The organism is Bifidobacterium platyrrhinorum, from assembly GCF_010667645.1.
Classification (GTDB): domain Bacteria; phylum Actinomycetota; class Actinomycetes; order Actinomycetales; family Bifidobacteriaceae; genus Bifidobacterium; species Bifidobacterium platyrrhinorum.
Genome location: NZ_WHZV01000001.1, coordinates 567,091 through 572,798, shown reverse-complemented (window position 1 = coordinate 572,798; position 5,708 = coordinate 567,091). Strand labels below are relative to the sequence as shown.

Sequence of the window (5,708 nt, the reverse complement as noted above, 5' to 3'; positions counted from 1 at the left end):
CCCCCCCCCCCCCCCCCCCCCCCCCGCTCGGCTAGGTGGTGGCGGGCCGTGATGTCACAGACCGGTGAACCACAGCAGGATGCAGGTGAACGGCGCGGCCATGAGGATGGAATCCACACGATCCATCACACCGCCATGCCCTTTGAGCAGATGGCCCATATCCTTGATGCCGAGATCGCGTTTGATCATCGAGGCGCACAGGTCGCCGAACGTGCCTACCACGCCGACCAGCACGCCTTCGAGCACGGGCACCCACCACATGGTAGCCCACACGTCCGGCGTGTACGTGCAGAACAGGACGGCGAACGCGCCGGCCATGGCGAACAGCACCGACCCGGCGAGGCCCTCCCAGCTCTTCTTCGGCGAGATGCGCGGCGACAGCTTGTGCTTGCCGAGCCACGCGCCGGCGAACAAGCCTCCGGTGTCGGACAGGGCGGGCAGGAACACGAGCATGATCGCATGCGCGACCGGGTGCCCATGGAACGTCAGCGGCAGCACGATGCACGCGGCGAGCACCGGGATGTACAGCACGGTGAGCACGGACACGGCCACGTGGCTCAGACGGGAGTGATGCTGCTCGCCGCCCTCGTGGTTGAACGAGGACTCGAGACGGGCCCCGGCCTCCGTGTTGGACAGTTTATCCGCCACGGCGAGCGACAGCCGGTTGCCGAAGCTCATCTTGGCGGTGGCCGTCATCGAGACGAGCATGATCGAGGCCATCGCGCACAACGCCATCGCCACGACGTGCAGAGGCGCGTAGTAGGTGGCGAACAGCGTGGCCGCCGAGCAGACGCACAGCATGACGAACGGGATGTGCAGGCCGACGGTGGCGAAGTCGACGCGCAGCTCCCAGAGGGCGAGGATCATGAACACGACGATCAACGCCACGAACAGGTCGATGCTGAGCAACATCGCGGCGAGGATGATGGCGATCAGGACGACGGCCGTGCCGATCGCCTGGGGCATGTTCCGGCCGGTCTTCTTGTTGATCTCGTCGAGTGCGACTTCGGCCTCTTCGTGGAGTTGTTCGTTGCGTTCCATAGTCTGGCGGAGGATCAGACCTCCATGATCTCCTTCTGCTTGGTCTCCAGCAGGGTGTCGATCTCGTCGGTGACGGACTTGGTGACCTTGTCGAGGTCCTTGAGGAGGCGGTCGCCCTCGTCCTCGCCCATGTCGCCGTCCTTGACGGCCTTGTCGATGCCTTCCTTGGTCTTGCGGCGGATGTTGCGCACCGCGACCTTGCCGTCCTCGGCCTTGGACTTGGCGAGCTTGACGTACTCCTTGCGGCGTTCCTCGGTGAGCTCCGGCATGGTCAGTCGGATCACGTTGCCGTCGCGGTTCGGGCTCACGCCCAGGTCGGAGTTGCGGATCGCCTTCTCGACGGCCGCCGCCTGGGAGGCGTCGAAGGGGGTGACGGAAAGCGTGCGGGGCTCCGGCACGCCGATGGAGGCGACGGCCTTGATCGGCGTGGGGGCGCCGTAGTAGTCGACCATGATGCCGTTGAGCAGCGCCGGGTTGGCGCGGCCGGTGCGGATGCCCGCGAAGTTCTCCTTGGTGTTCTCGACGGTCTTGGCCATCTGTTCCTTGGCCTGTTCGATGACGTTTGCCATGTGTTACTCCTTGCTGTTCGTCTGCGAACGGTTGTTGGTTACGGTTGCTTCCCTACCGATTGTAGGGGTTCGACCGGGTTTCGGTTCACTCCGCCACGCGCGATTCGGCGGTGGAGACGAGCGTTCCGATCTCCTCGCCGAGCAGGGCGCGGGTCACGTTGCCCGGCTCCTCGAGACCGAAGACGCGGATGCGCTTCTTGTTGTCGCGGGCCATGGACAGCGCGGAGGCGTCCATGACGGCGAGGTTGTCGACGAGGGCGCGGTTGTAGCTCAGCGTCTCGAAGCGCTTGGCTTCCGGGTTCTTGCGCGGGTCGGCGGTGTATACGCCGTCGACGCCGTTCTTGCCCATGACGACCTCGTCGCAGTGGATTTCCAGGGAACGCTGGATCGAGACGGTGTCGGTGGAGAAGTACGGCATGCCGGCGCCGGCGCCGAAGATCACCACGCGGCCCTTCTCCAAGTGGCGGATGGCCTTGAGCGGGATGTACGGTTCGGCGACCTGTCCCATGGTGATGGCGGTCTGGACGCGGGTGGCCTGGCCTTCCTGCTCGAGGAAGTCCTGCAGGGCGAGGCAGTTCATCACGGTGCCGAGCATGCCCATGTAGTCGCCGCGGGAACGGTCGATGCCGGCCTGCTGCAGTTCGGCGCCGCGGAAGAAGTTGCCGCCGCCGGTCACGATGGCGACCTGCACGCCCTGCTGGACCGCGGGGACGATCTCCTCGGCGATGCGGCGGATCACCTTGGTGTCGATGCCGACCTTGCCGCCGCCGAACGCCTCTCCGGAGAGCTTGAGCAGCACCCTGCGCGGCTTGTCCTTTGCCTCGTTGCCAGTCATACGTATTCGCCTTTCGTCCACGGGTCCGCGGCATAGGCCGCGGGGAACCCACGAAAATTACCGTCTAACAGGTTATCGGGGATTGGAGACAGTCCACGCCGCAAGACGCTCCGCCAGCCAGTTGAGCAGCGAACCGGCGACGACGAACAACACCCCGCACCAGAACGGCAGGGACAGGGACAGGCCCAGGACCACCGCGCTGGCCGCCACCGACAGGACCGGCGTCGCATACGAGGCCACGGCCAGCGTCCTCAGGCTGCCGTGAAGGATGCCATAGCCCCAGCAGGCATAACCGCCGGCGATCACCGCCGCGCATGCGAGGACCGCGAGCCAGGCGACGGGTCCCGGCGCGGCGTGCGGCATACCCTCCCCCGACGCGGCATGGATGATCCACAGCACGGCGGCCACGCCCGGGAAGAAGACGGACGTGCCGTCCAGCCCACCGGACATGGCCGGGGTGATCACCGCATAGAAGGACCACGCGAACGCGCCCGCCAGCGCCAGCAGATACGGGAGCGGATTGGCGGCGATATGCGCGACGGCCGCATCCACGCGCAGCCCCCCGTTGCCGCCGACCGCCAGGGCCACGCCGACGGTCGCGACCAGGGCGCCGGGCAACGCCCGCAGGACCGCCCCCTTGCGTCGCGGCCGCCCCATGGCGGCGGCGAGCAGCACCATCATCGTAGGCCACAGATAATTGACCAGGCTCACCTCGACGGACTGCTCGGCGGTGGAGGCCAGTCCTATCGACAGCGATATCGAGGATTCGTAGAAGACGAACAGCGCGCCGCCCGCCGCCAGATAGCGCCGCGGGTATTTCGCGATCGGTTCCGGCCTGTGGAAGACGAACAGCAGCACGGCGCCGCAGGTGTAGATCAACGCGGAACCGAGTGTGGCGCCGAACGATTCGGAGACGACACGCACCAACGCGGTCATCAGGCTCCACAGCACTATGGCCAGCAGCCCCACCGCCGTGGCCCAGGTCGCCGGCACGTAGCCCCGGCGTTTCTCGTCCGCATCCATATGGCTTCCCCCGTTCCCGCCGCCGCGGGCCCTTTCCTTCGTCTCGACCGTCCCGTCGGTCCCCATGGGCGCCGCCGGGACGGAACCTTTCCGAACATACGATAGCGCCTGCGCATCACGATGCGGATGCGCAGGCGCTATATCAGGTCAGTGCGGGAACGGCTCCGCCGATTCCCGATGACGCGGAAGGCCTCAGGCCTCCTCGCCCTTGCCGACCTCGACGCGGGCGAAGGCCAGGGCCTTGCCGCCGACCTCTTCGAAGAGCTTGCCGACGGTCTTGGACGGATCCTTGACGAACGGCTGCTCGAGGAGGACGACCTCCTTGAAGAAGGCGTTGAGACGGCCCTCGACGATCTTCGGGACGATCTTCTCCGGCTTGCCCTCGGCGAGGGACTTCTCGGTGGCGACGCGACGCTCGGACTCGACCACGTCGGCCGGGACGTCCTCGCGGGTCAGCCACTTGGCGCCCATCGCGGAGATCTGCAGCGCGGCCTCGTGCGCGACGGCGGCGCCGGCCTTGTCGGTGGCGATCATCGCGACGATGCTCGGCGGCATCTCGGCGGACTTCTTGTGGGCGTAGATCTCGACGTGCTCGCCGGAGATCTTCGCGAACTGGCCGACCTTGACGTGCTCGCCGAACAGGGCGGCGGCCTCCTCGATGGCCTCCTTGACGGTCTCGTCGCCGGCCTTGGCGGCCAGCAGCTCGTCGGCGTTGTTCGCGTCGGCGGCCACGGCGTAGCCGAGGATCGTGTCGGCGAATTCGACGAACTTCGGGGTCTTGGCCACGAAGTCGGTCTCGGAGTTCAGCTCGACCGCGTAGCCGGTCTCGCCTTCGGCGCCCTCGACGACCTTGGAGGCGATGGTGCCTTCCTGGGCCTTGCGGCCCTCGCGCTTGCCGGCCGCGGCGATGCCCTTGGCGCGGATGATCTCCTTGGCGCGGGCGACGTCGCCCTCGGCCTCGGTCAGGGCCTTCTTGACGTCGAGCATGCCGGCGCCGGTGTCCTCACGAACCTGCTTGATCAGAGCGGCGGTAATTGCTGCCATGAAACTTGTCTCCTTGAGATAAAACTCGATTACGATCCCCTAAGACAGGAGGTGCAATCCATGTTGCACCTCCCATCCTAGCGGTTGGTGAACCTCGACGGTTCACACGTGGCGAACCCTTCGTCCGGGGTTCACTCGGCCTTGGCTTCGCCTTCGGCGGCCGGGGCGGCCTCCTGGTTCTCCAGAAGGTCCTTCTCCCAAGCGGCCATCGGCTGCTCGGAGGCGCCCTCCTCCTTGACGGCCTTGCCGGAACGCTCCAGCAGTCCGTCGGCGACGGCGTCGGCCATGAGGGTGGTCAGCAGCTCGATGCCGCGGATGGCGTCGTCGTTGGCCGGAATCGGGTAGTCGACGGACTCCGGGTCGGTGTTGGTGTCGACGATGGCGACGACCGGGATGCCCAGCTTGTGGGCCTCCTCGACGGCCAGCGCCTCCTTGTTGATGTCGACGACGAACATCGCGGACGGGGTGCGGCCCATGTTGCGGATGCCGCCCAGCTGCTTCTCCAGCTTGTCCTTCTCGCGCTCGAGGAGCAGGAGCTCCTTCTTGGTCAGGCCGGAGCCGTGCACGTCGGAGAAGTCCATCTCCTCAAGCTCCTTGAGGCGGGAGACGCGCTTGGAGACGGTCTGGAAGTTGGTGAGCATGCCGCCGAGCCAACGCTCGGAGACGTAGGGCATGTTCACGCGGGTGGCCTGGGCGGAGACGGCCTCCTGGGCCTGCTTCTTGGTGCCGACGAAGAGCACGGTGCCGTTGTGGGCGACGGTGGTCTTGATGAAGTCGTACGCCTTGTCGATCATCTCGAGCGACTTGAACAGGTTGATGATGTGGATGCCGTTGCGCTGGGTGAGGATGAACTGCTTCATCTTCGGGTTCCAGCGACGGGTCTGGTGGCCGAAGTGCAGACCTGCCTTCAGCATTTCGCTCATCGTGATCTGAGCCATGGTGATGCTACCTTTCTGTCGGTTATTGCCTGGCCATGCGCACCTGAGTGCAGCCGTTCCCCGTGGTCCACGGGTGCGGGCCGACCGACACAGGCCGTCGCGGGCATGACGCGAATTCGCGTGCGCCGGTTGACGATACGGTGGTGGTCCGGAACGGCTGCGACTCCGCTCCTCGCCGGTTTGGCGCACGAACCGCCACCATAACACACCGTATGGAGAAGGGGGGGGGGGGGGGGGGGGGGGGGGGGGGGGGGGGGG

Annotated in this window: 6 protein-coding genes; all 6 read right to left on the bottom strand. The window is 66.5% G+C overall.

Annotated elements, in window-relative coordinates:
• Positions 1-54: 54 nt before the first annotated feature.
• The 6 genes from GFD21_RS02335 to rpsB all read right to left on the bottom strand — a co-directional run bounded on the left by GFD21_RS02335 (position 55) and on the right by rpsB (position 5,450).
• Positions 55-1,041: a phosphatidate cytidylyltransferase gene (locus tag GFD21_RS02335; protein WP_163196313.1), complete on the bottom strand. Its 987-nt coding sequence runs from the start codon at positions 1,039-1,041 to the stop codon at positions 55-57.
• A 14-nt stretch (positions 1,042-1,055) separates the two neighbouring features.
• Complete coding sequence (gene frr / locus GFD21_RS02330) at positions 1,056-1,610, bottom strand: ribosome recycling factor (protein ID WP_163196312.1); 555 nt, start codon at positions 1,608-1,610, stop codon at positions 1,056-1,058.
• Between the two features lie 85 nt (positions 1,611-1,695).
• The gene (pyrH, locus tag GFD21_RS02325) at positions 1,696-2,445 is read right to left on the bottom strand and encodes a UMP kinase (RefSeq protein ID WP_163196311.1); all 750 of its coding nucleotides are present in this window, start codon (positions 2,443-2,445) and stop codon (positions 1,696-1,698) included.
• 72 nt (positions 2,446-2,517) lie between these two features.
• Positions 2,518-3,468, bottom strand: a complete 951-nt coding sequence (gene yddG, locus GFD21_RS02320) for an aromatic amino acid DMT transporter YddG (protein ID WP_163196310.1) — start codon at positions 3,466-3,468, stop codon at positions 2,518-2,520.
• Between the two features lie 192 nt (positions 3,469-3,660).
• Positions 3,661-4,512 carry a translation elongation factor Ts gene (gene tsf / locus GFD21_RS02315; RefSeq protein ID WP_163196309.1) on the bottom strand — a complete coding sequence of 284 codons (852 nt, stop codon included), beginning with the start codon at positions 4,510-4,512 and terminating at the stop codon, positions 3,661-3,663.
• A gap of 131 nt (positions 4,513-4,643) precedes the next feature.
• Positions 4,644-5,450, bottom strand: a complete 807-nt coding sequence (gene rpsB, locus GFD21_RS02310; protein ID WP_163196308.1) for a 30S ribosomal protein S2 — start codon at positions 5,448-5,450, stop codon at positions 4,644-4,646.
• Between the last annotated feature and the right edge of the window lie 258 nt (positions 5,451-5,708).

Coding starts and splice junctions, on each gene's coding strand:
- GFD21_RS02335 (WP_163196313.1), bottom strand. CDS start 1,041: ATGGAACGCAACGAACAACTCCACGAAGAGGCCGAAGTCGCACTCGAC.
- tsf (WP_163196309.1), bottom strand. CDS start 4,512: ATGGCAGCAATTACCGCCGCTCTGATCAAGCAGGTTCGTGAGGACACC.
- frr (WP_163196312.1), bottom strand. CDS start 1,610: ATGGCAAACGTCATCGAACAGGCCAAGGAACAGATGGCCAAGACCGTC.
- rpsB (WP_163196308.1), bottom strand. CDS start 5,450: ATGGCTCAGATCACGATGAGCGAAATGCTGAAGGCAGGTCTGCACTTC.
- pyrH (WP_163196311.1), bottom strand. CDS start 2,445: ATGACTGGCAACGAGGCAAAGGACAAGCCGCGCAGGGTGCTGCTCAAG.
- yddG (WP_163196310.1), bottom strand. CDS start 3,468: ATGGATGCGGACGAGAAACGCCGGGGCTACGTGCCGGCGACCTGGGCC.